The 21,804-nt window shown below is 66.1% G+C and carries 26 protein-coding genes; 19 read left to right on the top strand and 7 right to left on the bottom strand.

Annotated features, from left to right (window positions below; genetic code table 11):
• Positions 1 to 185 (top strand): flagellin (locus F2P46_RS24210; protein WP_267875880.1); only part of this gene is annotated, 185 nt, incomplete at its 5' end.
• 92 nt (positions 186 to 277) lie between these two features.
• Positions 278 to 1,180 (top strand): flagellar hook-length control protein FliK, encoded by a 903-nt coding sequence (locus F2P46_RS24205; RefSeq protein WP_166895008.1) that lies wholly within the window; start codon positions 278 to 280, stop codon positions 1,178 to 1,180.
• Between the two features lie 99 nt (positions 1,181 to 1,279).
• Here F2P46_RS24205 and F2P46_RS24200 read toward each other — a convergent pair whose 3' ends face one another.
• The 7 genes from F2P46_RS24200 to F2P46_RS24170 all read right to left on the bottom strand — a co-directional run bounded on the left by F2P46_RS24200 (position 1,280) and on the right by F2P46_RS24170 (position 7,623).
• On the bottom strand, positions 1,280 to 3,367 hold the full coding sequence (locus F2P46_RS24200; RefSeq protein ID WP_166895006.1) for a flagellar biosynthesis protein FlhA: 2,088 nt from the start codon (positions 3,365 to 3,367) through the stop codon (positions 1,280 to 1,282).
• Entirely contained in the window at positions 3,364 to 4,506 is a 1,143-nt protein-coding gene (gene flhB, locus F2P46_RS24195) for a flagellar type III secretion system protein FlhB (protein WP_166895004.1), read from the bottom strand. Before flhB ends, F2P46_RS24200 begins: the two co-directional genes overlap by 4 nt.
• The gene (gene fliR, locus F2P46_RS24190; protein ID WP_166895002.1) at positions 4,499 to 5,275 is read right to left on the bottom strand and encodes a flagellar biosynthetic protein FliR; all 777 of its coding nucleotides are present in this window, start codon (positions 5,273 to 5,275) and stop codon (positions 4,499 to 4,501) included. Before fliR ends, flhB begins: the two co-directional genes overlap by 8 nt.
• 6 nt (positions 5,276 to 5,281) lie before the next feature.
• Positions 5,282 to 5,551: a flagellar biosynthetic protein FliQ gene (locus tag F2P46_RS24185; RefSeq protein WP_166895000.1), complete on the bottom strand. Its 270-nt coding sequence runs from the start codon at positions 5,549 to 5,551 to the stop codon at positions 5,282 to 5,284.
• 28 nt (positions 5,552 to 5,579) lie between these two features.
• Entirely contained in the window at positions 5,580 to 6,356 is a 777-nt protein-coding gene (fliP, locus tag F2P46_RS24180) for a flagellar type III secretion system pore protein FliP (protein WP_166894998.1), read from the bottom strand.
• Positions 6,353 to 6,664 carry a FliM/FliN family flagellar motor switch protein gene (locus F2P46_RS24175; protein ID WP_166895022.1) on the bottom strand — a complete coding sequence of 104 codons (312 nt, stop codon included), beginning with the start codon at positions 6,662 to 6,664 and terminating at the stop codon, positions 6,353 to 6,355. Before F2P46_RS24175 ends, fliP begins: the two co-directional genes overlap by 4 nt.
• An 80-nt stretch (positions 6,665 to 6,744) precedes the next feature.
• A complete protein-coding gene (locus F2P46_RS24170) occupies positions 6,745 to 7,623 on the bottom strand; it encodes a hypothetical protein (protein ID WP_166894996.1) in 879 nt (292 codons plus the stop codon).
• A 432-nt stretch (positions 7,624 to 8,055) separates the two neighbouring features.
• Here F2P46_RS24170 and F2P46_RS24165 point away from each other — a divergent pair, with 432 nt between their 5' ends.
• The 17 genes from F2P46_RS24165 (at position 8,056) to flgJ (ending at position 21,797) form a co-directional block, all read left to right on the top strand.
• Positions 8,056 to 8,412, top strand: coding sequence for a flagellar hook-basal body complex protein FliE (locus F2P46_RS24165; protein ID WP_229509436.1), 357 nt, complete (start codon positions 8,056 to 8,058; stop codon positions 8,410 to 8,412).
• Between the two features lie 79 nt (positions 8,413 to 8,491).
• On the top strand, positions 8,492 to 10,150 hold the full coding sequence (gene fliF / locus F2P46_RS24160; RefSeq protein ID WP_166895018.1) for a flagellar basal-body MS-ring/collar protein FliF: 1,659 nt from the start codon (positions 8,492 to 8,494) through the stop codon (positions 10,148 to 10,150).
• Positions 10,131 to 11,159, top strand: a complete 1,029-nt coding sequence (locus F2P46_RS24155; protein WP_166877218.1) for a flagellar motor switch protein FliG — start codon at positions 10,131 to 10,133, stop codon at positions 11,157 to 11,159. The genes fliF and F2P46_RS24155 overlap by 20 nt, the downstream gene beginning before the upstream one ends.
• On the top strand, positions 11,156 to 11,842 hold the full coding sequence (gene fliH / locus F2P46_RS24150; protein ID WP_166894994.1) for a flagellar assembly protein FliH: 687 nt from the start codon (positions 11,156 to 11,158) through the stop codon (positions 11,840 to 11,842). Before F2P46_RS24155 ends, fliH begins: the two co-directional genes overlap by 4 nt.
• Entirely contained in the window at positions 11,839 to 13,155 is a 1,317-nt protein-coding gene (gene fliI / locus F2P46_RS24145) for a flagellar protein export ATPase FliI (protein WP_166894992.1), read from the top strand. Before fliH ends, fliI begins: the two co-directional genes overlap by 4 nt.
• Complete coding sequence (locus tag F2P46_RS24140) at positions 13,152 to 13,586, top strand: flagellar export protein FliJ (protein ID WP_166894990.1); 435 nt, start codon at positions 13,152 to 13,154, stop codon at positions 13,584 to 13,586. Before fliI ends, F2P46_RS24140 begins: the two co-directional genes overlap by 4 nt.
• A 28-nt stretch (positions 13,587 to 13,614) precedes the next feature.
• Complete coding sequence (gene fliD / locus F2P46_RS24135; RefSeq protein WP_166894988.1) at positions 13,615 to 14,994, top strand: flagellar filament capping protein FliD; 1,380 nt, start codon at positions 13,615 to 13,617, stop codon at positions 14,992 to 14,994.
• A 15-nt stretch (positions 14,995 to 15,009) separates the two neighbouring features.
• A complete protein-coding gene (gene fliS, locus F2P46_RS24130) occupies positions 15,010 to 15,399 on the top strand; it encodes a flagellar export chaperone FliS (RefSeq protein WP_166894986.1) in 390 nt (129 codons plus the stop codon).
• Positions 15,392 to 15,709 (top strand): hypothetical protein, encoded by a 318-nt coding sequence (locus tag F2P46_RS24125; RefSeq protein ID WP_166894984.1) that lies wholly within the window; start codon positions 15,392 to 15,394, stop codon positions 15,707 to 15,709. The genes fliS and F2P46_RS24125 overlap by 8 nt, the downstream gene beginning before the upstream one ends.
• Positions 15,710 to 15,711: 2 nt before the next feature.
• Complete coding sequence (locus F2P46_RS24120) at positions 15,712 to 17,115, top strand: flagellar hook-length control protein FliK (protein WP_166894982.1); 1,404 nt, start codon at positions 15,712 to 15,714, stop codon at positions 17,113 to 17,115.
• Positions 17,112 to 17,573 (top strand): flagellar basal body-associated FliL family protein, encoded by a 462-nt coding sequence (locus F2P46_RS24115; RefSeq protein WP_166894980.1) that lies wholly within the window; start codon positions 17,112 to 17,114, stop codon positions 17,571 to 17,573. Before F2P46_RS24120 ends, F2P46_RS24115 begins: the two co-directional genes overlap by 4 nt.
• A 120-nt stretch (positions 17,574 to 17,693) precedes the next feature.
• Complete coding sequence (locus F2P46_RS24110; RefSeq protein ID WP_368737953.1) at positions 17,694 to 18,392, top strand: FliA/WhiG family RNA polymerase sigma factor; 699 nt, start codon at positions 17,694 to 17,696, stop codon at positions 18,390 to 18,392.
• A gap of 57 nt (positions 18,393 to 18,449) precedes the next feature.
• Positions 18,450 to 19,382 carry a flagellar motor stator protein MotA gene (motA, locus tag F2P46_RS24105; RefSeq protein ID WP_166894978.1) on the top strand — a complete coding sequence of 311 codons (933 nt, stop codon included), beginning with the start codon at positions 18,450 to 18,452 and terminating at the stop codon, positions 19,380 to 19,382.
• Entirely contained in the window at positions 19,366 to 20,331 is a 966-nt protein-coding gene (locus tag F2P46_RS24100; RefSeq protein WP_166894976.1) for a flagellar motor protein MotB, read from the top strand. Before motA ends, F2P46_RS24100 begins: the two co-directional genes overlap by 17 nt.
• Before the next feature lie 35 nt (positions 20,332 to 20,366).
• Positions 20,367 to 20,657, top strand: a complete 291-nt coding sequence (gene flgM / locus F2P46_RS24095) for a flagellar biosynthesis anti-sigma factor FlgM (RefSeq protein ID WP_166894974.1) — start codon at positions 20,367 to 20,369, stop codon at positions 20,655 to 20,657.
• A complete protein-coding gene (flgN, locus tag F2P46_RS24090) occupies positions 20,654 to 21,082 on the top strand; it encodes a flagellar export chaperone FlgN (RefSeq protein ID WP_166894972.1) in 429 nt (142 codons plus the stop codon). The genes flgM and flgN overlap by 4 nt, the downstream gene beginning before the upstream one ends.
• Entirely contained in the window at positions 21,069 to 21,797 is a 729-nt protein-coding gene (gene flgJ, locus F2P46_RS24085; protein ID WP_166894970.1) for a flagellar assembly peptidoglycan hydrolase FlgJ, read from the top strand. Before flgN ends, flgJ begins: the two co-directional genes overlap by 14 nt.
• Positions 21,798 to 21,804 lie beyond the last annotated feature (7 nt).

Below are 21,804 nucleotides of genomic sequence, written 5' to 3'. Positions count from 1 at the left end.
ACGTCTACAACAACCTGTCGAACATCAGCACCAACAGCAAGGCCGCCACCGGGCGCATCATGGACGTCGACTTCGCCAGCGAAAGCTCGAAAATGACCACCAGCCAGATGCTGCTGCAAGCCGGCACCGCCATGCTCAAGCAGAGCAACAGCATGTCCTCGATGGTCATGTCGCTGCTGCAATAATCAACGGCTGGGCCGCCGGCGCTGGCGCCGGGCATTGACCGAGCCAGCCGGCCCCCGGCTGGCTTTTTTTATCCTGACCTTGCGTGAACGCCATGTCTACTATCCCTTCGCAGCAGCTCGGTGCATCGACGATTGGCCCGCTGGCGCCGCTGGCGCTGTTGCCGGCGCCGCTGGCGGGCGGCGCCGCCCCCGGCCTGCCGCTGCCGGCTGCGGAAACGGTGGCGGCGCCGGCGCCCGCCGCCGGCCTGCCGGCCAACCTGAACGAGAGCGCGTCGATGCGGGCCGACCAGGTGTTCATGGCGCGCCAGATGGCCTGGCCGGTGCTCGACGGCGCCGCCCTGGCCAGCGCCTGGCGCACCATGGTGCGCACCTACGCGGCCCAGCTGGCCACCTTGCAGCAGCAGGGACGCGCCCAGTTCATGCCGGGCAAGCTGTTGATGTCGGGCGTGCAGCAAGCCATGCAGGCCAGTACCGTGCAGCAGCAGGCCACCTTGCTGTGGCATCCGGAAGCGTGGCGTTTCGTGCTGCCGGGCGCGGGCGGGCAGCAACTGGCGCTGCGCCTGCTGACCGGGCTGCCCGACCCGCCGCCCAGCCGGCGCCAGCGCGCCAAGGCGGCGCTGCGGCTGGACGTGGTGCTGTCCGACGGCAGCCATGCCACGGTGCAACTGGAACTGCTCGATGGGGTGATGATGGAACTGGCGGCCGAGCATCCGCGCGCGGTGGCGCTGTTGCGCCATTCGCTGCCGGCGCTCAAGGAAGCCATCGAAACGGCCGGTTTGCGCCTGGCGCGCGCCAGCGTCAGGCAGGGCATCTGGCCCGGTAAGCCCTTGCAGCAGTATTCGCCGCAGGTCAGCGCCGCCCTGCCGCCGCCCCTGTTCCGGGCCATGGCCGAGGTGGCGCTGCTGCTGGCGCGCACCACCAGGACCGAGGCGGCCACCACGGTGCGGTTTACCGAGAGGCCGTTGCCGGGGATGATGCCGTATGGAGAGCCCTAGCGCGTCATCCCCGCGCAGGCGGGGATCCAAGTTCGTCGTGGCTATCGACCAAGCGGAAAACTTGGGTCCCCCCTGCGCGGGGACGACGACTAGCGCGGCTTATCCCACGGTGCCGACGATGCTCACATCGCGGTTTTCAGGAATCTCGTTGTACGACAGCACGTGCAGGCCCGGTGCGAACAAGCGCGCATAGCGTGCCAGCAGCGGCCTGATCTGCGGCAGCACCAGCAGCAGCGGCGCGCTCTGCTGTTGCTTCATCTGCTCGCGCGCCACCGGCATGTTCAGTTGCAGTTGCGAGAGCAACTGCGGATCGATCGGGAAATTATCCAGCGCCACCTTGCCGCCCTGGCGCGCCTGGTTCAAGGACCCCAGCAACATATTCTCGAGCTCGGCCGACAAATTGAACGCCGGCATCTCCTTCTTCTTGCCGAACAAGGCCGTTACAATCTGCCGGCGCAGCGCGCAGCGCACTTCGGCCGCCAGCAAGATCGGATCCTTGGTGGTTTCCGAACTGTCGAGCAAGGTGGTGCCGATCACCACGATATCCTTGAGCGAGACATTTTCTGTCAGCAGCACGCGGAACACGCGCAGCAACTGGGTGTGCGTCATCGCCTTGTCCAGCGCCGAGGCCAGCTTGGGCGAGAGCGCCGTCATCCGTTCCAGGATGGCCGCCACGTCTTCATGGCGGAACAGGTCCGGCAGGTAATCGCGCACCACCTTGGAACAATGGGTGGCGATCGCGCTTGGCACCTCGACCACCTGGTAACCGAGCCCGAGCGCATGGGCCTTGTCGGCCGGCGCGATCCAGGTAATGGCCATGCCGTAGGCCGGTTCGATCCCGGGAATCCCGTCGAGCTGGCCGTACACCGAGGGCGAGGCAATCGCCATCAGGCATTCCGGCACCACTTCGGCCTCGGCCACCACGGTGCCGCTGAGCATGATCGAGTACTGGGTCGGGCGCAGCGACAAGTCGTCGCGCACAGTGATCGGCGGCAGCAGCAAACCCATCGCTTCCGACAGGCTCTGGCGCACGCCCTTGATGCGCTTGGTCAGCGGCTCGCCCTGGGCGGCGTCGACCAGCCCGACCAGCTTGTAGCCGACCGCCACCGTCAAGGCTTGCACCGCCGGCAAGTGCTGCCACTCGAGGTCGGGAGCGCGCTCGTCGCGCAGGGCCGCTTCGATCGCCGCCACCCCGGCCTGGTCGGGCGCCTTGACCATGCGCGCCAGGCGCCAGCCGACGTAGCCGAGCACCACCGCGAAAGCGCCGAACATCAGCCATGGCATGCCCGGCACCATGGCCAGCACCAGCATCATGCCGGAAGCGCTGTAGAGCACCGCCGGCGAGGCCAGCAGCTGGCCGCCGACCTGTTGTTCGAAGTCGCCCGCATCGCTGATCCGGGTCACCAGGATGGCGGCTGCGGCCGACAGCAGCAGCGCCGGGATCTGCGCCACCAGGCCGTCACCGATGGTCAGCAGCGCGTACAGGCGGAAGGCGTCGCCGAAGGACAGGTCGTGCATCAGCGCGCCAATCGCCACGCCGCCCACCATGTTGATGATCAAAATCAGAATACTGGCGACCGCGTCGCCGCGCACGAACTTCGAGGCACCGTCCATGGCGCCGTAGAAGTCGGCTTCGGCGGCCACGTCGCGCCGCCGCACCTGGGCTTTTTCCTGGTTGATCAGGCCGGCATTGAGGTCGGCGTCGATCGCCATCTGCTTGCCGGGCAGCGCGTCCAGCGTAAACCGCGCCGACACTTCGGAAATGCGCTCCGCGCCCTTGGTCACCACCGCGAAGTTAATGATCATCAAAATGATGAACACGACGAAGCCGACCACGAAATTGCCGCCGATAACCACGTTGGCGAACGCTTCAATCACTTTACCGGCCGCGTCGCTGCCCGTGTGGCCGTGCAGCAGCACCACCCGGGTCGAGGCCACGTTCAAGGTCAGCCTGAGCATGGTGGTGCCGAGAATGACGCTCGGGAAGACCGAGAAGTCGAGCGGCCGCTTGGCCGAGACCGACACCAGGATGACGATCAGCGCCAGCACGATGTTGAAGGTAAACAGCACATCGAGCAGCACCGGCGGCAGCGGCAGGATGATCATCGACAAGATGACCAGCAAGAACACCGGGGTGGCGAATTTATGCCGCTTCAACTCGGTCAGCAGGCTGTTCAAAAAACTCATGTGGCGGGAACCTCACTCAGATGAGATGGCACGACCACCTCGTTGGGGAAACGTGGCGGCGCAGTGCGCCGGCCGGCACGAAAAGCGTTCAGTTGCAGCACATAGTTGAGCACCTGCGACACGGCCTGGTACAGCTGGGCCGGAATTTGCTGCTGGACCTGGCTGGTATTGTAGATCGCCCGCGCCAGCGGTGGCAGTTCCAGTGTTTCGATATTGTGCTGCTTGGCGATCTGGCGGATGAACAGGGCCATCTCGTCGACCCCCTTGGCCACCACGAAGGGCGCTTCGGCGCGGCTGGCCTCGTACTTGAGCGCCACCGCGTAGTGTTCCGGATTGACGATCACGACATCGGCCGTGGGCACGGTCTTGCTCACGCTGCGGCGCGCCATCTGCTGCTGCAACTGGCGGATGCGCTGGCGCACTTCGGGCTTGCCTTCGCTGCTCTTGTGTTCTTCTTTCTGGTCGTGCTTGCTCATGCGCTGGTTGCGCGCGAACAAGAACGCCTGCACCGGCACGTCGAGCACGGCGAACATGACGAACACCATGCACATCGCCATCAGCGCGTCGAGCATCAGCGCGGCGCCGGCCGGCAGCGCCGCCGACAGCGGCATCTTTTGCAATTCGACAAAGGCGTTCATGCTCGAGCGGCTCACATGCACCAGCACCCAACCGAGCACGACGGCCTTGCCGACCGAGGTGGCCACGCCGATGCCATGCTTGGCGGTAAACAGGTTGCCGAGGTTTTTCATGGGCGACAGGCGGCTCATTTTCGGTTCCATGTTCTTGGTGCTGACCACCCAGCCGCCCGGAATGAGGGACGACAGCACCACCGCGAACGGCACGCCCAGGAGCGGCAGCACCATCGTGATCAACAGCCACATGGAACTGGTGAAGATGGTCGAGCTCAGGTTTTCCATGGCGCCGTCCGCGCCGAGCGGGATGAAGACCAGCGCGAACAGGCCGCGGAAGGACTCCAGGTAGCTCGGCAGCATCATGGAAAACACTTTCAGGCTGACCAGGATGCCGATCGCGGTGGCCAGGTCGCGCGAACGCACCACCTGCCCCTCCTCGCGGGCCTTGCGCAGCTTTTGCTGCGAAGCCTTTTCGGTCTTGTCGCCACCGCTCGCGTCGTCAGCCATGGGCCGCCTTCATCTGTTGGTCGATCAGTTCAAGGATCTGGTTGCTCATCGCAATGTAGTGTTCGGGAATGAAGCGCACGATCTGGATCAACATCATCAGGCCGAACAAGGTGGTCAGCGAAAAACCCAGCGAAAACAGATTGAGCGAGGGCGCCACCCGGTTCAACAGGCCGAAGCCGAGCTGCACCACCAGGGTCGAAAACACGATCGGCAGCGCCAGCAGCATGGCGGCGGCGAAGATCCAGGCCGCCTTCAGCGCCACCGTGCCCAGCAGCAGCGGGGCGTAGCCCGCGCCCACCGGCCAGGCCTTGAAACTGGTGGCCAGCACCCCGGTCAGCACCAGGTGCCCGTCGATGGCGAAAAACACGATGATGGCCAGCAGCGAGAGCATGCCCGAAACCACGTCCGAGGCGGTGCCGTTGACCGGATCGTTCATCTGCGCCATCGAAAAACCGATCTGGCTCGACACCAGGTAGCCCAGCACATTGATCACCGACATGGAAAAGTGCATGGCCAGCCCCAGCACGCCGCCGATCACGGCTTGTTCCAGGGTGGTGGCGACGCCCATCACCGAAAACGGGTCGACCACCGCGTTGCCGGGACTAAACGGCAGCATCAGGAAAGCGAGCACCAGCGCCAGCAGCACGCGCACCGGCAGCGGCACCAGGATGTCGCCCACCACCGGCGCGGCCGAGAGCAGCGCCAGGTTGCGCACGAACGGCCACCACAGGGCGTTCAGGAACGGCAGCAGGTAGCCGGCCAGCTCCATACTTTGTTATCCGACCAGGGCGGCGGCGCGCTGGAACACGGAGACGCAGTAATCCATCAGGTAAGCCGTCATCCAGTGCCCGGCCATGATCACCGCCAGCAAGGTCACCAGCAGGCGCGGCAAGAAGCTCAGGGTCTGCTCGTTGATCTGGGTGGCGGCCTGCACCAGCGCCACCAGCAAGCCCATGACCAAGCCCGGCACCACCAGCACCAGCACCATCAGCATGACGATTTGCAAGGCGCCGACCATCAGGTCCACGGCCACGTCGGGGGTCATCGCCTCTCTCCCATACCTTCTCCCATCGTCAAAACGGTCGTATGCTGCCGACCAGGGTGTTGACGGTCAGGGTCCAGCCATCGACCAGCACGAACAGCAGCAGCTTGAAGGGCAAGGAGATCACCAGCGGCGAGAGCATCATCATGCCCATGGCCATCAGCACCGAGGACACCACCAGGTCGATGATCAGGAATGGAATGAACAGCATGGCGCCGATCTGGAACGCGGTTTTCAGTTCGCTCAGCACGAACGCGGCCAGCTTGACCGTGAAGGCGCGTTGCTGCGGCGCCATCTCGGACGGTTCGCCCGCCAGCCGCGCCACCTGGGCCAGCGCGGCCTTGCTGGTCTGGGCCAGCATGAAGCGCGACAGCGGCGCTTCGGCCACCTTCAGCGCATCCTGCATGCCGATCTTGTCCTGGTCGTAGGGCACGAAGGCCTCGCGCCAGATCTGGTCGCCGATCGGGCGCATCACCAGCAGGGTGAGGATCAGGGCCACGCCGGTGATGATCCGGTTGGGCAAGCCCTGCTGCAGGCCGAGCGCTTGGCGCAGCAGCGACAGCACGATCACGAAGCGGGTGAAGCAGGTCATCATCATGACCATGATGGGCAGCAGCCCAAGCAGGGTCATCAGGACCAGCACCTGCGACTTGACAGTCAGGTCGGTCTTGGCGCCGGGAATGACCCCGGCCAGCAAGTCCTGGGCCTCGGCCGGCGCAGGCGCGGCCAGCAGCAGCAGCAGCAGGCCGCAAGCGAGCACAGCCAGCGTGCCGCCTGGCGCGGCCCGGCCGCGCGCACCGCTTCTCATGCGGTCAACAGGTCCAGGTCGAGGCCATCGAGATCGATGACCTTCAGGCCGTACTGTTCGCCGGCCACCACCACTTCGGCGCGCCCGATCGGGGTGCCGTTGACCTTGATGACGAGCGGCTCGCCCGCCAGCACGTCGAGCGCGATCACGCTCGCCGGCCCGATCGCCATCAGTTCTTGCAGCGAAATGCGGGCCGAGCCCACTTCCAGGGTCAGGGTCACCGGAATCTTGCGCATCATCTGCGGCAAGTCGCGCTGGGGCCGTTTTTCAAGCGCTCGCGCGCTGTCCACACCGGACGGCACGCCCATGACAGGTTCGTCGATGATCAATTCTTCGTCGATTCCGGCAGCCAGATCCGGAGCCTGGAGTTCGTTCTCGTTGATTTTCATTAGTCGCTATCTTCAAAAGAGGTTAAACAGAGCGAACCGTTATGCTCGGTCACCGCGGCAGTAAACAAACGCGACTCGGCCAGCAAGACATCGGCCCGGCCCACCGTCACCGGGATGATGTCGCCCAGCTTGAGGGCAAACAGCGCTTCGAGCGTAATTTCCTTGCTCACCAGGCGCCCGTCCAGGGTCACTTGCAGCGCCGTGCCGAGCGCCACGCTGGCGTGCGGCGTGCGTTCGCGCGCGCGCTCGGGCATCAGCCCCAGCAACACGCGCGCCACCAGTTCCTGGTCCAGCGCCAGCCACATCTGCCCGCATTCGCCGCCCTGGCCGCGCCGCAAGGTGATCCCCAGGGTCCAGCCGCCGGGCGCGGGCGGCGGCGGCGGCACCTTGCCCGGCACCAGCTCGCCGCAAGGCATACCGGCTTCATTATGCGCCCGCGCAAGGTTTGCATCCACCCGTCTCGCAAGCACCGAGGCTATTTGTTGACCTAACACAACTGCGAGGCGTTCTTCCGTGGCAGTCACGCGTACTGTGGACGGATCGACGGCAGGTCCCGGCAGTGCGCCGCGGCGGCCGTAGCGCTGGTTGAGCACCGCCAGCAGCAGCGAGCGTTCGAGCGCGAAGGCGACGCTGCCGGCGCTGCCTTCGAAGGCCAGCCAGCGCCCGCTCTGGGCACTGTCGGGGGCGCCGACAAAGCCGGCCGCTTCGAGCTGGAAACCGTCCCAGTAGCGCCGCACGGCTGGCTGGCGCAAGGCGGCCGCCACATCCTCGGCAATCTGGGCGGCGAACTGGGGCAACAGGTGCACCGGCCGGCCCAGCAGGCGGGGGTCGAGCACTTGCGATGAGGCCTGCAAGTTTGTCTTATTTATCATGGTCATAAGTAACTCGGCAAGTGCGTGGCAAAGAGGGCAACTCTTTGTTTTGTTTGAGGAAAACAGTATATCAGAGCATGTTTATTTGATGGATTTAATTTCCGAGTGGCACTATAATTGCCTTGCGGTAAGTGGTTATTTGATTCTCAAAAGCAATTAATTCAGGAAAACGGCTCAAGTTCCCACACTTCGACCCGTTACCAACAGTAAGCGATATCGTTAGACATTTCGACACCTTTGCTTCTGCTCCAAGAGGTTTAGGGAAATTTGTTGGTTTTACCCGACTCAGCAATAAGTTATTTTGCCGTCGAGCATGTTTTCGTTTGGAATCGCAGCACGGAACGCGCACACTGGGCGCTTCACCGTTCAGGCCGGTCACGACAGAAAATCAGTCGTAACTGTTTGATTATGAACAAAAAATTATGCAGGGATGACAACATGGAAGTCGGAAATACAACAGGCAATTCGCTCGCTACCCAGCTCCAGTCGGAGATGAAAATACTGGCCAACGACGCCGGCCAACTGAGCGCGCACGCCAACATCGGCAACGCCGGCGGCCAACAGTTGCCGGCCGGGTTTTCCTTCACCCAGAGCATGAAGGATGCGCTCGAGAGCGTGAACCAGCAAGACGCCGCAGCCGGCCAGAAAATGAACGATGTCGACAGCGGCAAGAGCGACGACCTGGTCGGCGCGATGCTGGCCAGCCAGGAAGCGAGCCTGTCCTTTTCGATGCTCATGCAAGTGCGTAACAAGGTCATGGGCGCGATGGACGAGCTGATCAAGCTCCCTGTCTAAGCAGCCGTTTGCGACTCCACCCTCACCACGGGAACCCACCAGCGTGATTGCCTCTCTTAAATCCACCTTCGCCGGGCGCATGGGCGCCATGCCTTCGCTGCCGCCAGCGTTGCGCAACAACCTGACCCCGATGCTGGTGCTGGCGATCGCCATCACGGCAGCCGTAATGATGTACATGTGGAACGACCAGGCCGGCTACAAGCCGGTCTTCGGCGCCAACGAACGGGTGGCCTCGGGCGACATGATGGCCGTGCTGGACGCCGACAAGGTGCCGTACCGCCTGCATCCGGACACCGGCCAGCTCTTGGTGCCATCCTCGCAACTGGGCAAGGTGCGCATGCTGCTGGCCGCCAAGGGCGTCACCGCCCAGTTGCCGGCCGGCCTGGAACTGATGGACAAGAACGATCCGCTGGGCGTGTCCCAGTTCGTGCAGGACGTGCGCTTCCGGCGTGGCCTGGAAGGCGAACTGGCGCAAAGCATCCTCTCGCTCGACGCCATCGCCTCGGCCCGGGTGCACCTGTCGATCGCCCGCTCGACCTCGTTCGTGGCCAACGACGGCGAAAAATCGTCGGCCTCGGTGGTGGTGGCCGTGAAACCGGGCCGTACCCTGGCCCCGGAACAGATCGCCGCGATCATCAACATGGTCTCCGGCAGCGTTGCCAGCCTGGCCCCGGCGCGGGTCAGCCTGGTCGACCAGGCCGGCAATTACCTCTCCTCGCGGGTCGACCTGTCGGAAGGCTTCGACGGCGCCGCCCAGGGGATGGATGGCAACGCCAAGAAATACCAGGACCAGGTGCGCGGCAATGTGAATGAACTGCTCGGCCCGGTACTGGGCGCCGACAACTTCAAGCTCAGCGTGACCGCCGACATCGACAACGACAAGATCGAAGAAACCAGCGAAAAATACGGCGACGCCCCGAAAGTGACCAGCGAAGCGACCCGCGAAGAGCAGGAAAAGAACCGCATGGCGATGGGCGTGCCGGGCACCCTGTCGAACCGTCCGCCGGCCCTGCCCGATGCCCAGGCCGGCGCCGCCGGCCCGGCAGCCGGCGCGGACGATGGCAGCGCGCGCAAGAACGCCAGCACGCGCCAGTTTGCGTACGACCGCAACATCACCCAGATCAAACGCAGCCGCGGCCGTTTGCGCAAGCTCAGCGTGGCCGTGGTGCTCAACAATCGGGTGGCGGCCGCCAAAACCGGCTGGACCCCGGCCGAACTGGCGAATATCGAAAAAACCCTGAGCAGCGGCCTGGGCATCAACGCCGAACGCGGCGATGTGCTGGCGGTATCAAGCATGACCTTCCCCGTCCAGCCCGCCGCCCAGCCATGGTGGCAGGAACGCGACAACGTGGTCGACATGAGCGGCTGGGCGGCGTGGGCGGTGGGCATCCTGCTCGGCTTCCTGCTGATCATCCGTCCGCTGCTGCGCCTCTTGACAGTGCGCCTGGCGCCAGCGGCCGCCGTGGCCGGCGACGCCCAGTTGCTGGGCGGCCCGGCCGGTCCGGCCACCGCCGTCGTCGGTCCGGCCATGCGGGTGGGCGACGGCGCCGGCGCGGTCCCGGCCCTCGGCGCCCCGCTGCAGATGGTGCCTTTGCTGGAAAATTATGATCTTCCCCCTGCCGGATCGGCAGTCGATGTGATGGTCGATCACCTGAAAGTTCTCGCTGCCAAGGAACCGGAGCGGGTCGCCGAAGTCGTCAAACAATGGATGCAGAAAAATGGCCGAACTGGACAATAACGTGGAAGCCGAAGAGGCGCCTGGACTGACCCCTGTCGAACAGGCGGCCATCGTCCTGCTCAGCATTGGCGAAGAGCCGGCCGCCGCCGTGCTGCGCTGCCTCGACCGCGAGGAATTGCTCGAAGTGACGCAAGTCATGTCGCGCATGAGCGGCATCAAGGTCGATTCGGTGCGCATCGCGATGCAAACCTTCTTCGACGATTACCGCCAGCAGTCGGGCGTGCATGGCGCCTCGCGCAGCTACCTGAAACGCTCGCTCGACCTGGCGCTCGGCAGCGATATCGCCAACAGCGTCCTGAACAACATCTACGGCGACGCCATCCGCCCGATGATGGCGCGCCTGCAGTGGGCCTCGCCGAAATGGCTGGCCGACTACATCGCCAACGAGCACGTGCAGATGCAAGCGGTGTTCCTGGCCTTCGTGCCGCCCGCGCTGGCCGGCCAGATCCTCGACGCCCTGCCGCTCGAAGGCCGCGACCTGGTCCTGCTGAACCTGGCGCGCCTGGATGAAATCGACCGCGACCTCTTGACCGAACTGGAAGAGCTGGTGACCCGCTGCCTGGGCGCGCTCGACACCCAGAGCGCCAGCGTGGAAGGGATCCGCCAGGTGGCCGAGATCCTCAACCGCCTGCCGGGCAACCGCGCCGGCATGGTCGAACTGCTGCGCGCCCACGATCCGGACGTGGTGACCGAGATCGAAATGAGCATGTACGACTTCCTGATCCTGTCGCGCCAGACCGAGGCCACGATCACCCGCATCCTCGACGACGTGCCGCTCGAGCAATGGGCGATCGCGCTCAAGGGCGCCGAACCGGCGATCCGCGATGCGATCCTGACCACCATGCCGCGCCGCCAGGCCCAGAACTTCGACGACCTGCTGCGGCGCGCCGGTCCAGTGCCGATGTCGCGCATCGAACAGACCCGCAAGGACATCATGGCAACCGTCAAACAACTGGCCGACAACGGCGAGATCGAAGTCCAACTGTTCGCCGAGGCAGTCGTAGAATGAAACAATTCCGCCCCTACCATTTCCCGCCGCTGTCGCAGCTCGACGCGCTCGGCGCCGCCCGTTCCTCCGAGGCCGCCGGAGAGTGGCAGAACGCGGTCGAAGAAGGCTATCAGCAGGGGCAGCGCGAGGGCTACGAGACCGGCTTGTCGAACGGCCGCGACGACGGCTACGCGACCGGCCTGGCCGAGGGGCTGGCGGCCGGCCGCCAGCAAGCCATGCGCCAGGTGCAGGAGCGCTTCGACCAGCTGGCCGGTCCCCTGGACGGCATGTTCGCCCAGCTCGGCCAGATGGTGGAAGAATTCCGTTCGGCCCAGCGCAAGGAAGTCGTCGACCTGGTCGGCAAGGTGGCGCGCCAGGTGATCCGCGCCGAACTGGCCTTGCAGCCGGTGCAGTTGCTCGCGCTGGTGGACGAAGCGCTGGCCGCCATGCCGCCCACGCGCGAGCGCATCGAAGTGTGCCTCAATCCGGAAGAACTCAAGCGCATCACCGAACTCGATCCGGTACGCGCCGCCAAATGGTCCCTGCTGCCCGATCCGTCGCTGGAAGCGGGCGAATGCCGCGTGCGCGCCGGCGACAATGAAGTCGACGCCGGTTGCCAGGGCCGCCTGGCCAACTGCATGTCGCAGGTCAGCACGCAACTGATGCCGAGCGCCGAACGCGTGCTCGACGAGGTCGACGCATGAGCAACCTGGCCGATTCCCTGCGCACCGTCGAGCTCGACGACGTCCCGGTCGCAATTCCGACCGGACGCCTGGTCGGCGCCTCCGGCTTGCTGCTGGAGTCGGCCGGCTGCCGCCTGCACACGGGCCAGCGCTGCCGCATCGAAACGGTGGGCGGCGAGTGGCTCGACGCCCAGGTGGTCGGTTTTCGCGAACGCCTGTCGTTCCTGATGCCGTTCAAGCAAGCGATCGGCCTGACCACCGGCGCCCGCGTATTGCCGAGCCCGACCGCCGCGACCCTGCAAATCGGCCCCTCGTGGCTGGGGCGCATGGTCAACGGCCTGGGCGAGCCGATCGACGGCCTGGGGCGGCTGGGCGGCGAGCATCGCCTCGACATGACGCCGCCGAAAATCAATCCACTGAAAAAACAACCGGTGGTCGAGCCGCTCGACGTCGGCGTGCGCGCCATCAATTCCATGCTGACCATCGGCAAGGGCCAGCGCGTCGGCCTGATGGCCGGCAGCGGGGTCGGCAAGTCCGTGCTGCTCGGCCTGATCACGCGCCAGACCGTGGCCGACGTGGTCGTGGTCGGCCTGATCGGCGAACGCTCGCGCGAGGTGCGCGAATTCGTCGACATGTCGCTCGGCCCCGAGGGCTTGAAAAAAGCCGTGCTGGTGATCGCCCCGGCCGACGAATCGCCGCTGATGCGCATCCGCGCGACCGAACTGTGCCACGCGATCGCCGCCCATTACCGCGACCAGGGCCAAAACGTGCTGCTGCTGGTCGACTCGCTCACCCGCTACGCCATGGCGCTGCGCGAAGTGGCGCTGGCGCTGGGCGAGCCGCCGGCCACCAAGGGCTATCCGCCGTCGGTGTTCTCGGCCCTGCCGCAACTGGTCGAAAGCGCCGGCAACGGCGAGCATGAACACGGCAGCATGAGCGCCATCTACACCGTGCTGGCCGAAGGCGACGACCAGCAAGATCCGGTGGTCGACACCGCCCGCGCGATTCTCGACGGCCACATCGTGCTCACGCGCGAACTGGCCGAACGCGGCCACTACCCGGCCATCGACGTGGCCGCCTCGATCAGCCGCTGCATGGCGCAGGTGGTGCCCGCCGCGCACGCGCTGGCCGCGCGCAAGCTGAAAGCCGCGCTGGCCCGCCACGCCAGGGTGCGCGACCTGATTCCCCTGGGCGCCTACGTGCCGGGCGCCGATCCGGTGACCGACCACGCGGTGCGCCTGGAGCCCCATATCGACGCCTACCTGTGCCAGGGAACGCGTGAAGCGGCGCCTTTGCCTGAATGCATTTCCCAACTTGAAGCGATGATGTCATGAGCACCAAGAACACGATCGACAGCCTGGGTACTTTGGTACGCCTGCGCAGCACCAAGGTGGAACAACTGCAGGCCGACATGGCCGCCCAGCACGCGACCAAGGCGCGTTACCAGGCCAACCTGGCGCGCCTGGACAGCCTGGCCGCCGGCAGCGGCGCCAGTGGCGCGCTGCCGCTGGCGCTGGCCCTGAACTGCGGCCAGTACAAGCTGGCCGTGATCGCGCTGGCCGACAACCATCGCACCGACCTCTCCCTGCACGAAGCGACCATGGCGGTCTCGCAGCGCGCCCTGAACGACGCCTGGAGCGAGCGCGAACTGCTGGGCCAGGTACTGGAACAGAAAAAAGGCGTGGCCGAGCTGGCCCGCAACCGCACCGAACGCAAGCGCGAAGACGACCTGGCCACGCAATCGTGGCTGGCCGGCCGCAAGTAATTTCAATCTTAATCTCTGGAGAAACCTGATGGCGACCATTGGCAATAACTACGATCCGGCCACCACGGCAGCGGGCCTGGCGACCAACTACACCTCGGCGCGCCAGAGCATCCTGACGGCCCAGACCAAGCAGGCCAGCAGCGCCGCCGCCGCCCTGACCTCCTTGCGCTCGGCCATTTCGGGCTACCAGAGCTCGCTGCTGTCGCTGACCTCCGGCAAGACCATGCTGAGCCAGGCCGCGACCTTCAGCAACACCGCGGTCGGCAGCGCCAGCGCGGGCGTGAACGCGACCGCCGGCAGCTACAGCTTTTTCGTCGAACGCATCGCCACCGCCAACCAGGTCTCCTACGCCGGGCTGGCCGACAGCGCCGCCGACGGCGGCAATCTCGGCATCGAATTCGGCGGCGCGCCCGGCTTCACGGTCAACCTGGCCACGGCCAACAGCGACGGCAACGCCACCCTGACCCCGCGCGAAATGGCGGCCGCGATCAATGCCGAGCCGACCAACAACGGGCGCGTATCGGCCTCGATCGTCACCGTCAACGGTGTCACCCAGCTGATGCTGACCTCGAAGACGACCGGCGCGGCCGGCAACATTTCGATCAACACGGCGGCGGTGGGCAATGCCGGGCTGAAAGCCGCCCTGTCCGCGCCGCCCACCCAGGTCACTACCGGCCAGGACGCCCTGGTCTGGCTCGGCGCGCAAGGCACCGGCACCCCGATCGCCCAGGCCTCGAACGTGTTTACCAACGTCGACGGCGTGACCATGACCTTTACCAAGGCCCAGGCCCCGGGCGATGCGCCGGTGACCCTGACGGTGGCCAGCGACAACGCCGGCACCGTGGCCAAGGTGCAGAAATTCGTCGACGATTACAACAAGCTCAAGGCCGTGATCGACGCCATGGTCGCGCCGGGCGACCCGTCCAAGGGCGCCACCCCCGGCGCGTTCGCCAACGATGGCGGCGTGCGCGTGCTGCAAGGGCGCATGGTGAGCATGCTGCGCGGCGTGAACGGCGCCGACAGCCTGGCCGCCTACGGCATCGTGGCCACCCGCGAAGGCAGCCTGTCGCTGAACGCGACGCGCCTGACCAGCCAGCTGGCGGTCTCGCCGAAAGGGCTCGACACCCTGATCGGCAGCAGCGTCAACGGCAGCAGCAGCGGCATCGCAGGCAGCCTCGACAGCTACCTGAAGGAATGGAGCAGCAGCACCGACGGCCAGCTCAAGCAGCGCCTGGAACAGAACACCAAACTGCAGACCAGCCTGACCAAGCGCCAGGACCAGCTCGACAAGCAGTACGACAGCGCCTACAAGCGCTATCTGACGCAATTTACACAATTGCAGACACTGCAAAGCCGGATGGCGTCCAACACCTCCATGTTCGACGCACTGTTCGGCGATAAATCCTAATAAGGAGAGGAAAAGATGTCCTATTCCGACGCTTACAGCGACTACCACTCGGTTAACCTTGATGCTCAGACGGCGCGTGCATCACCGGTCGAGCTGGTACTGCTGCTGACCGATGGCTTGCTCGACGAGCTGGCCCGCGCGCGCGGCCACATCCTCGGCAAGCGCTACGAGCAAAAGGCGATCAGCATCGACAAATGTGTCGAAATCATCAATGGACTGTCCAGCTCGCTGGACTTCGAGCAAGGTGGCGACGTGGTGGAAAACCTGGCACGACTGTACGACTTTTGCGCCGCGCGCCTGCATGGCGCCGGCATCAAGATGGACCCGGCCATGCTGGACGAAGTGGTCGAGATTCTCGGCACGATCCGCCAGGGCTGGCTTGGCGTGCAGGCGCGCAATGCCTAGGCGCGCCGCCCTGAACGCCCTGACGGCGGCCCTGGCCGCCGCCGGCAATGCGCGCGACTGGGTCGCGCTGGACCGCGCCGTCGGCGCCCTCGGCAGCGAATTGCGGGTGCTGGCGGCCGGCGGCCCGTGGAGCGCGCCTGAAACGCGCGCGCTCGAAGCGCTGCGCGCGCAGCACGACAAGGCGGCCGAACTGTGCGCCGCCGAGCTGGACGCGCTGGAAGCGCAGATGAACCACATGCACACGAACAAAGCCGGGTTTATCGCCTACGCCCTCGACAATGAAACCGACACAGAACGTAACCAGGCATAACCATGATGCTCGCTAACCTGAACCCTTCCCCGGCCGCGCCGGCCGCCAGCGGCGCCGCCGCGCCAGCGCCAGCGACCGCGCCGGCTGTGGCCGCGCCAGCCGTGCCAGTCGCGCCAGGCGCCGCTGCCGCGCCCGCCCAGGCCGCGCCCCTGTTTGCCAGCTGGCTCGCGTTCGACGCCCCGGCCGGCCAGTTCAATGCCGACGGCGAAACCAGCGGCGAAGACGCCCCCGTCGACGGCCTGGCCGAGCTGCCGGCCCTGGCCGACGCGCCCGCCCTGCCTTCGCCCGATCTCGATAGCGCCAGCACGCCGGCCATGACGATGAGCTCGCTGTTCGGCATGAACCTGCCGCTCGGCATCGTCCTGCCGGCAGCGATGCCGGCTTCGCTGCCGGCCTCGATGCCGGCATCCATGGCTGGCACGCCGGCGCCGCTGGACGGCGCCGCGCTGGAGGGCGCCGCGCCGATCAGCACCGCCGGCACCACGGCCACCGCCGGCGCCACCGCGGCGCTCAGCCTTGCGGCGCCGGCCGCGCCAGCGCTGCCAGCCGCGCCATTCGCCCCGGTCCAGGCGGCGCTTCCGGCCAGCACCGTCTCGTTCACCTTCAAGGCGCCGCCGCCGCCCGTCGCGACCGCCAACAGCGGCGACGCCGCCACCACCGAGGCCAGCGCCGACAGCGGCGCGGCCGAGGTGCGCGCGCCCGCCGCGGCCCCGGTGGCCGTGCCCGCGCCCGCCCTGGCCGCCGCCGCCCCGGCGCCGCGCGCGCCGCTGCGCGCCAGCGAGAGCGCCCCGGCCGGCGCGCCGACCGCCCAGAAAACAACGCTCGCCAGCGCCGCCCAGCCGTTCGCCGCCCCGGCCGACAGCATGCTGCGCAGCGACGTCCCGGTGACCGGCGCGGCCAACATCATGGCCGGCGCGAATGCCCTGGCGGCCCAGAACACCACCGTGGCCGCCCCGGTCGACGTGAAACTGCCGGCCAACCCGGCCGACTGGCAGCAGCCGCTGCGCGAAGCGCTGGGCGACCGCCTGCAACTGCAACTGGGCCGCAACCTGGACCAGGCCGTGATCCGCCTCGATCCGCCGCAGCTGGGCCGCATCGAGATTGCGATCCGCCACGCCGCCGGCGGCGTGCTGGAAGTGAACATCAGCGCCACCAACAGCGAAGTGCGGCGCCAGCTCAACAACGTCAGCGACGCCATGCGCTCCGACCTGGCCTCGCGCCAGTTCAGCGATGTCGCCGTGACCATTACGGCAACCCCGCGCAGCGGCGCCGCCTTCGGCGAACAGCAGGGCCGTGGCCGCCAGCCGGAGCGTGAAACGAACGAGAACGATCCCGGCCGTGCCCTGTCCGAAGCGGGCCAGCCGTCCGGCACCTTCTCCCTGTCCGGGCGTGAGGTCGTGGCATGAAAAAATCGACCAAACTGATCATTGTGTTTGTGGTGCTGGGCGTGCTGGGCGCGGCCGGCGCCGGCGCCGCCTTGTACTTCAAGCAAGCGATGCCGGGCAAGGAAGGCAAGCACGCCGAGCCGGAAGCGCCGAAGAAAAAACCGGCCAGGTATGTCTCGCTCGACAAGGTCATCGTCATGCTGCGCCGCAGTCCCGGCGAAACCCAGGCGCACTACATCTCGACCGACCTGGTGCTCTCGACCACGGTCGAGCAGGAAAAGAAAGCCAAGGATGACCTGCCGATGCTGCGCAGCGTGGCCGTGCGCGCCCTCTCGGCGCACACCATGAGCGCGGCGCAGGACCTGACGGTCGAGCAGTACGCCGAGCAGCTCAACAGCACTTTCGCCGCCACTTATGACAAGGACAAGCTCGAAAAGCCGTTCTCCGAAGTCATGATCGGCAAACTGATCATCGAATAGCCTGAGGATCTCGTGGCCTATCACGCCGATTACACCGACAGCGGCAGCGCCGCCAGCTACCTGGGCGGGCATGGCGCCGCCGGGCAAGCCGACTACGGCGGCGACCATGCCGGCGCGCATGTGGCCGCTCAGGTCGCCGAGTACGCCCCCGTGCTCGACGCCCGCGAAGAGCAGCGCCAGCTGGTGGCCTACGCGCCCCTGGTCAAGCGCATCGTGCGCCAGTTGAACGCCCAGGTATCTTCCGTGATGGGGCGCGAAGACATGGAGCAGATCGGCCTGATGGGTTTGCTCGAAGCGCTGCGCCGTTACGGCATGCCCGACGCCGGCTTCGGCAGCTTCGCCTCCTTGCGCATCCGCGGCGCGATCCTGGACGAACTGCGGCGCCAGGACTGGCGTCCGCGCGCGGTGCGCCAGGACAGCCACAAGATGCGCGACCAGGTGCGCGCCCTGACCCGTTCGCTGGGACGGGAACCGAGCGACCAGGAAGCCGGCGCCGCCCTTGGCTTGTCGCCCGAAGCGTACGCCCAGTACCAGCTCGACGATGGCGCCGAACTGTTGCTCAGCTTCGACGAAGTGTTGCAAGAGGCCGCCGAGCGCGCCCACAGCGCCCCCGGCCCGGAAGAGCAGTTCATCGTCAAGCGCAGCCTGGAACAAGCCTTGATGGCCCTGGACGAGCGCGAACAGCGCGTGATCCAGATGATTTACGAATTCGAACTGAGCTACAAGGAAGTGGCCGCCGTGCTCGATTTGTCGGATGCACGCGTCTGCCAGCTCAATAAAGCGGCCTTGGCCAAGATGAAAGCAGCCCTCAAAGGCTGAACTGAGGATGTTTTCCCCACCACTTAAGCGTATCACGACTCACCAAAGGAATTTACTATGCAGCCTCTAGTCGGCATTGCCATCGTTCTCGGCTGTATCTTCGGCGGCTTTGTGCTGATGGGCGGCACCTTCGATGCCATCTGGCACCCGGTCGAAATTTTGATCATTGCCGGCGGCGGCGCCGGGGCGCTGGTGTTGGGTAATCCCAACCACGTGCTCAAGGAACTGAGTACCCAGATGCGCAAGATCATCACGCGCAAGAAGCAGGGTTCCGAGTTCCAGCGCCAGTTGTTGTTGTTGATGTACGAATTGCTGCAAACCGCCGCCGGCGGCCTGAAAGCGCTCGATGCCCACGTGGAAGACCCGGCATCGTCGGTCCTGTTCCAGCGTTATCCGCTGGTGCTGGAAGAGCCTAAACTTTTGGCGTTTATTGTCGATAATTTCCGTTTGATGGCCATGGGCAAAATCAACGCCCACGAGCTTGAAGGCGTACTGGAGCAGGAACTGGAAGCCATTCACGAAGAGCTGGTGCAGCCGTCCAAGTCGCTGCACAAGATTGCCGAAGCGATGCCCGGATTCGGCATCCTGGCGGCGGTGCTCGGGATCGTGCTGGCGATGAACTCGGTGGCCGAGGGCGCCGACGCGGGGGCGATTTCGGCCAAGGTGGGCGCCGCGATGGTCGGCACCTTCCTCGGGATTTTCTTTTGCTACGGCGTACTCGACCCGATCAGCAACATGATGAAACAGCTTGTCAACCAGGAAGCGTCGAACATGGAATGCGTCAAAGTCGTGCTGGTCACCCACGTGGCCGGCAAACCGGCCCTGCTGGCGATCGATGCCGGCCGCCGCCTGGTGCAGCTGAACATCAAGCCGACCTTCGCGCAACTGGAAAGCTGGATCAACGCCATGGGCGGCGAAGGCGAAGAGTCCGGATCGCCGAAACGGCGCGCCACCGACAAGGCAGGAGAGCAGCGTGCAAAAGCAGCATGATAAACATGACAAGCACGACGCGGCGATCATCGTCCGCGGTCGTGGCAAGGCGCACGAGGACGACCACGGCGGCGCCTGGAAAGTCGCCTTCGCCGACTTTTGCCTGGCGCTGCTGGCCCTGTTCCTGGTGCTGTGGCTGATGGCGGCGCGCGACCAGCAAACCATGAAAGCGATGGTGCGCGAGCAGAACGGCAGCTACGCCGATGGCCAGGGCAACAAGCCGGAAATCGGCGGCGGCCCGCGCGGCAGCCTGATCGAGCGCTTCTCGATGCCCCACAGCGGCACCTCGCCGCACAAGGAAAACGGCGGCGAAGGCCCGAAAGTGCGCTACGACTCGCCGGCCGAACTGGCGGTGCTCTCGCGCAAGCTGGGCACCATGAGCGTGGAAGCGGGCCTGGCCAACAACCTCGAAGCGGTGGTCACCCCGTACGGCTTGCGCGTCACCCTGCACGACACCGACCGCCAGGGCATGTTTTTGCTGGGCAGCGCGATGCCGACCGACCGCTTCGCGCGCCTGATGCGCCAGATGGGTCCGCTATTCGCGAAAATGGCAAACCAGATGCTCATCATCGGCCACACCGACGCCCGCAAATATGCCGGCGACCAGGATGGCAACTCGAACTGGAGCCTGTCGAACGCGCGCGCCATGGCGGCCCGTTCCCAGTTACTGCAAGGGTCGATGAATCCGGACAGCGTGCTGCAAGTGGTCGGGATGGCCGACCGCGCGCCGTACGACCCGGAAGATTCGGGCGCGGCCGTGAACCGCCGCATCGAAATGCTGATCCTGACCCGCACCCAGGCCGACACCGTGGCCGCCATGTTCGGCGTGCCGGGCAAGAACGAGATCGGCGCCGAAACGGACGTCGGCGCCAAAGGCTCGGTCGAACAACTGCGCGAAAAGCTGGGCAACGTCAAGCACATCAAGGGCGCCGACGCCCGGGCCAATTAATCATGACGATCCAATCCAAAAGCCGAGGTCCACGCATGAAAATCTCTTCGGGCGGTGCGTCCGCCGACGCCTCGGCGGTGCAGCGCAGCGGCGCCGCCGAGGTTTCCGAGCTGAAAAGCACGAGCGGCGGCGCCGGCGTGGCCGCCGCCTCGGGCGCCCTGCAATCGGAAGTGCTGCAACCGGCCATGGCCGCGCTGGGCGCCATGCCCGAGATCGACCACGAGCGCGTGGCGCAACTGCGCGACGCGCTGGCCAAGGGCGAGCTGCCGTTCGATGCGGCCCGCCTGGCCGGCCTGATTCAGCGCTTTCACGCAGGCCAGGGATGAGCCGCATGACGCGCGAGCAAGCCATCGGCACGCTCACCGCCGGCCTCGCCGCCGACCTGGATGCCTGCCAGGCCATCCTGGCGCTGCTGGGCCGCCAGTTCGAGGCCGCCCTGCGCCACCGCAGCGCCGAATTGTCCGAGCTGGCCGAACAACTGGCGCCCCTGCTCGAGGCCATGGAACAGCGGCGCGTGCAGCGCGTCACCCTGGTGCGCGCCCTGTGCGGCAAGAGCGCCGACATGGCGACCTTCATCGCCACCGTGGCCGCGCCGCAACGCGAGGCCATGAACGCCGACTGGCAAGCGCTGGGACAGTTGGTACTTGAATGCAAACGTTTGAATGTTCGCAACAGCGCCTTGCTGACCGAACAATTTTCCATCATGCAGCGTGTGCTGCACGGCGAGGAGACCTTGTATGAAGCACGCTGAATTCCATACGGCCGCGATCAGCCCGACCGCACCGACCCAGTCAACCCGTCCGATGGCGGCCGTCGGCGGCGGCGCCGGTTTCGGCGGCGTCTACAAGTCGATGCAAAACGACATCGCCGATTTCATCAGCCAGGGCAGCGCCGAGTCCGGCATGTCCAGCCTGAGCCCGCAGGGCCGCATGCTGCAGGCCCGCTTGCAGGACGCGGAAGTGGCGCCGACGAGCACGGCCGGCGCCGCCTTTGCCGACGGTTCCGGGCAAAAAGCCTTCCTCGACCAGATCGCGCCGTGGGCGCGCGAAGCCGGCGAACGCCTCGGCGTGGCGCCGCAACTGGTGTCGGCCCACGCCGCGCTGGAATCGGGCTGGGGCCAGCGTCCGCTGCGCCAGGCCGAAGGCGCCAGCACCCACAACCTGTTCGGTATCAAGGCTGGTTCCAGCTGGCAGGGCGAGGTCTCGGACAACGCCACCACCGAATTCGAACACGGCGCGGCAGTGAAGAAAACCGAACGTTTCCGCAGCTATCCGGACCAGGCCGCCGCTTTCCGCGACTACGCCCAGATGTTGCTGGACAATCCACGCTACGCCGCCGCCATCGGCACCGGCAGCGATGCCGGCGCCTTTGCCCAGGGCTTGGCCAAGGGCGGCTACGCCACCGATCCGGCCTACGCCGCCAAGCTGACCAAACTGGCCGCGCGCCTGCAGGGAGCGTCTGAATGATATTGAC

Origin of the sequence: Massilia sp. CCM 8734, assembly GCF_011682155.1 — a bacterium.
GTDB classification, from domain to species: domain Bacteria; phylum Pseudomonadota; class Gammaproteobacteria; order Burkholderiales; family Burkholderiaceae_D; genus Telluria_A; species Telluria_A rubra.
This window is presented reverse-complemented; position numbering and strand designations above follow the sequence as displayed.

Coding starts and splice junctions, on each gene's coding strand:
- F2P46_RS24205 (WP_166895008.1), top strand. CDS start 278: ATGTCTACTATCCCTTCGCAGCAGCTCGGTGCATCGACGATTGGCCCG.
- F2P46_RS24200 (WP_166895006.1), bottom strand. CDS start 3,367: ATGAGTTTTTTGAACAGCCTGCTGACCGAGTTGAAGCGGCATAAATTC.
- flhB (WP_166895004.1), bottom strand. CDS start 4,506: ATGGCTGACGACGCGAGCGGTGGCGACAAGACCGAAAAGGCTTCGCAG.
- fliR (WP_166895002.1), bottom strand. CDS start 5,275: ATGGAGCTGGCCGGCTACCTGCTGCCGTTCCTGAACGCCCTGTGGTGG.
- F2P46_RS24185 (WP_166895000.1), bottom strand. CDS start 5,551: ATGACCCCCGACGTGGCCGTGGACCTGATGGTCGGCGCCTTGCAAATC.
- fliP (WP_166894998.1), bottom strand. CDS start 6,356: ATGAGAAGCGGTGCGCGCGGCCGGGCCGCGCCAGGCGGCACGCTGGCT.
- F2P46_RS24175 (WP_166895022.1), bottom strand. CDS start 6,664: ATGGGCGTGCCGTCCGGTGTGGACAGCGCGCGAGCGCTTGAAAAACGG.
- F2P46_RS24170 (WP_166894996.1), bottom strand. CDS start 7,623: ATGACCATGATAAATAAGACAAACTTGCAGGCCTCATCGCAAGTGCTC.
- F2P46_RS24165 (WP_229509436.1), top strand. CDS start 8,056: ATGGAAGTCGGAAATACAACAGGCAATTCGCTCGCTACCCAGCTCCAG.
- fliF (WP_166895018.1), top strand. CDS start 8,492: ATGGGCGCCATGCCTTCGCTGCCGCCAGCGTTGCGCAACAACCTGACC.
- F2P46_RS24155 (WP_166877218.1), top strand. CDS start 10,131: ATGGCCGAACTGGACAATAACGTGGAAGCCGAAGAGGCGCCTGGACTG.
- fliH (WP_166894994.1), top strand. CDS start 11,156: ATGAAACAATTCCGCCCCTACCATTTCCCGCCGCTGTCGCAGCTCGAC.
- fliI (WP_166894992.1), top strand. CDS start 11,839: ATGAGCAACCTGGCCGATTCCCTGCGCACCGTCGAGCTCGACGACGTC.
- F2P46_RS24140 (WP_166894990.1), top strand. CDS start 13,152: ATGAGCACCAAGAACACGATCGACAGCCTGGGTACTTTGGTACGCCTG.
- fliD (WP_166894988.1), top strand. CDS start 13,615: ATGGCGACCATTGGCAATAACTACGATCCGGCCACCACGGCAGCGGGC.
- fliS (WP_166894986.1), top strand. CDS start 15,010: ATGTCCTATTCCGACGCTTACAGCGACTACCACTCGGTTAACCTTGAT.
- F2P46_RS24125 (WP_166894984.1), top strand. CDS start 15,392: ATGCCTAGGCGCGCCGCCCTGAACGCCCTGACGGCGGCCCTGGCCGCC.
- F2P46_RS24120 (WP_166894982.1), top strand. CDS start 15,712: ATGATGCTCGCTAACCTGAACCCTTCCCCGGCCGCGCCGGCCGCCAGC.
- F2P46_RS24115 (WP_166894980.1), top strand. CDS start 17,112: ATGAAAAAATCGACCAAACTGATCATTGTGTTTGTGGTGCTGGGCGTG.
- motA (WP_166894978.1), top strand. CDS start 18,450: ATGCAGCCTCTAGTCGGCATTGCCATCGTTCTCGGCTGTATCTTCGGC.
- flgM (WP_166894974.1), top strand. CDS start 20,367: ATGAAAATCTCTTCGGGCGGTGCGTCCGCCGACGCCTCGGCGGTGCAG.
- flgN (WP_166894972.1), top strand. CDS start 20,654: ATGAGCCGCATGACGCGCGAGCAAGCCATCGGCACGCTCACCGCCGGC.
- flgJ (WP_166894970.1), top strand. CDS start 21,069: ATGAAGCACGCTGAATTCCATACGGCCGCGATCAGCCCGACCGCACCG.